This window comes from Bacillus haikouensis, assembly GCF_013179555.1.
GTDB lineage: Bacteria > Bacillota > Bacilli > Bacillales > Bacillaceae_B > Rossellomorea > Rossellomorea haikouensis_A.
On the sequence record NZ_JABMCR010000402.1, the window covers coordinates 1 to 2,838 of the forward strand.

The following is a 2,838-nucleotide window of genomic DNA, read 5'->3' on the forward strand; positions in this document are numbered from 1 at the left end:
ACCTTTCCTTTTATCGCGGTATCCATAGTGTCAGCACTCAGAATAGAATCATTGGATGCACCAATTTTGGCAGCAAGGGTATATTGTTCTTGAAAACTTGTGAGTAAATCTTCTGCGAGATTGGAAGTCAACTCTTTTCCTTCATTCCGGTAAAGCTTAAGCTGAGGACGTTCTTCTTCTTCCAGGAACATAGAAGAAAGTATCTGCCCGGAGAATCCCTCTGGTATTTCGATGATGACCGAGTATGAGTCATCGTTTTTTGTTTCTTTTAAAGCATCCGGCTCTATCTCATGAACAGAAATGTATTTTTTCAGTTCGGGATTTTTCAACACTTCACTCTTCAACTGTTCTACCGGTAACAGTTGTTTCGCGGATTGAGAGATAGCAGACTTAGCTTCGGGGGGAAGCTTAGAAGACTCCAATTTTTTCAGAAAATGGTCTAATTCCTGGTCACTGTCTCCGTGTTCGATGATGGCTATTTTCGCTTTCACGCTTACTTCTTCACCATTCATTACACTCCCAAGGGCAAAGCCTAGAATTGTAATCAGGATGAGCGGCATTCCGATCAATATGAGAAGAACTTGCGGATTTCGAATGATCAAGAGGAGCTGTTTTTTTATAAATTGTGCAATCATCTGACCCCTCCTAATCTCTGAGTGCTCTTCCTGTGAGGTGAAGGAACACATCCTCAAGGGTCGGCGTCTGTCGATCGATCGTTACGATGGCAGCATCCGTTTCGTCTGCAATTTGAAAGATCTGGTTAAACGGATGCACTTCTTTTGGAATTACAATGGTAACCGACTTATCATGGGAGGTGACCGTTTTGATAAAGGCCAGCTCCATTAATTTCTCTGTAAATGCCGGTGTGCTCTTATCCAGCTTTATGAGGATCGTTGATTCCGAAGAGAGGATGCTTTTAATTTCATCTTTTGTGCCTGAAGCAATGATATGCCCTTTATCCATGATATAAATGCGGTCACAAAGGAACTCCACCTCTTCCATGTAATGACTTGTATATAAGATCGTCATATTTTTTTCTCTGTTCAACCTTTTGACCTGCTCGAGAATATAGTTTCTGGATTGCGGGTCGATTCCGACAGTAGGTTCATCCATTATGAGGATTTCAGGATCATGAAGTAGTGCCACCCCTATATTCAAACGTCTTTTCATTCCCCCTGAGAAGGTTTTCACTACATCATTCTGCCTTTCTGTCAGTCCGATCTGCTCCAGGATTTCATTTATTCTATCCTTTAGTTTCTTTCCTTTTAAACGATGGATCTTCCCGAAGAATTCCAGGTTTTCTTTAGCCGTTAAATCTGTGTATAATGCAATCTCTTGCGGAACCACTCCAAGGACCCTTCTCAGCTTCCCGGGTGATGCAAGAACACTGTTATTATGAAGCCTCACATCTCCCTCAGATGGGGAAATGAGGGAAGAAACCATCGATATGATCGTTGATTTCCCGGCTCCATTAGGTCCGAGCAGCCCAACGGTTTCTCCTTTTTCCAGAAAGATATTCACACCGTCCACTGCCTTGTTCTTCTTGAAACGCTTTGACAGGCTTACCACTTCCAGCATCAATCCCGCCTCCTCTTTAATCTATAGTCCCATTGTATTCCGCTTTCATGTTTTCTCACACTTACCTCTGTCACATCTTCACCTGAAAATGGGGTGACCTCAGTCACTTATATCAACTTGGCACCATATAAAAAAATGACTGACCTTATGAACAGGTCAGTCAGGCGATGTCATTTTTAACTGCATATATAGCCAGCTGGGTCCGGTCGCGGAGTTCTAACTTCTGAAGGATCTGAGTCAGGTGATTCTTTACTGTGCCGATGGATAAATGCAATTCACCGGCAATCTCTTTGTTGGTCCTTCCCTTACCCACCAATTGGGTGATTGATAATTCTCTTTGTGTTAATGGATGGATTTGTTGCGGGTTCTTTTGATGAGACAGCAGTTTGGGCACTACCTTGGCTGCCACTTCGTCCTGAAGACTCATCCCTCCGTTTAAACAGCTGTGAATCGATTGGAGGAGCTTCTCTCCTTGAGCGGTTTTCAGCAAGAAGCCGTTCGCTCCCTCCTTCAAGGCTTGTAAGGCGTATTCATCATCATTAAAGGTAGTCAGGATGAGAATTTTCACGCATGGCCACTGTTTTTTAATGATTCTCGTCGCTTCAAGTCCATTCATTTCCGGCATACGGATGTCCATGATAATCAAGTCAATGGCATGCGCCTCCATTTGTTTGATGGCCATAAGACCATTCTCCGCTTCCGCTGCCACTTTTAGCGTCCCGTCTTGCTCAATCATCATTTTGAGCCCCTGCCGCACAATCCCCTGGTCTTCAACTAACAGGATTTTCTTCATGCCATAACCCCCTCTTCCACTGGAAACGATCCATTAAGAACAAACTCTTTATCGGTTTGGTGAATATCGAGTTTACCGTCTAGTTCCTCCAACCGTTCTTTCATATTGGTTAAACCGAATCCCATTAGAAATGGACGGCTCCCTTCGATGTTGTTGGTGATTTTAAAATGAAGATGTCCGAGTGCTGTCTTTCCGAGTATAACTTTCACTTCCCTGATGGAACTATGTTTCATCGCATTTGTGATCCCTTCCTGTATACCTCGGTAAACGGCGATGCTTTGTTTATTTGATAGCCGGGTGGAGAGTACACCATGCTGAGTCGTCAACTCGACCATGATTCCACTTTCTGATTCCAGCTTCCTTATTAACTGGATGACAGACTGAATCCCTTCAACATCTCCTTCTTTAAGTGCTTTCACCGCTTCTCTTGTTTCTTCCAGGCTATCTGATGCAAGGTCTTTCAAATC

General features: G+C 43.5%; 4 protein-coding genes. All 4 read right to left on the reverse strand.

Going from position 1 to position 2,838, the window contains the following annotated elements; genetic code table 11:
- The coding region (locus HP456_RS22215; RefSeq protein WP_512698781.1) for a YhgE/Pip domain-containing protein at nt 1–635 on the reverse strand (635 nt) is incomplete at its 3' end.
- 10 nt (nt 636–645) lie between these two features.
- Nucleotides 646–1,578 (reverse strand): ABC transporter ATP-binding protein, encoded by a 933-nt coding sequence (locus HP456_RS22220; protein WP_172255154.1) that lies wholly within the window; start codon nt 1,576–1,578, stop codon nt 646–648.
- Nucleotides 1,579–1,738: 160 nt separating this feature from the next.
- Entirely contained in the window at nt 1,739–2,371 is a 633-nt protein-coding gene (locus HP456_RS22225; RefSeq protein WP_172255156.1) for a response regulator transcription factor, read from the reverse strand.
- A partial coding sequence (locus HP456_RS22230; RefSeq protein WP_376766247.1) for a sensor histidine kinase occupies nt 2,368–2,838 on the reverse strand: 471 nt, incomplete at its 5' end. The genes HP456_RS22230 and HP456_RS22225, both read right to left, overlap by 4 nt.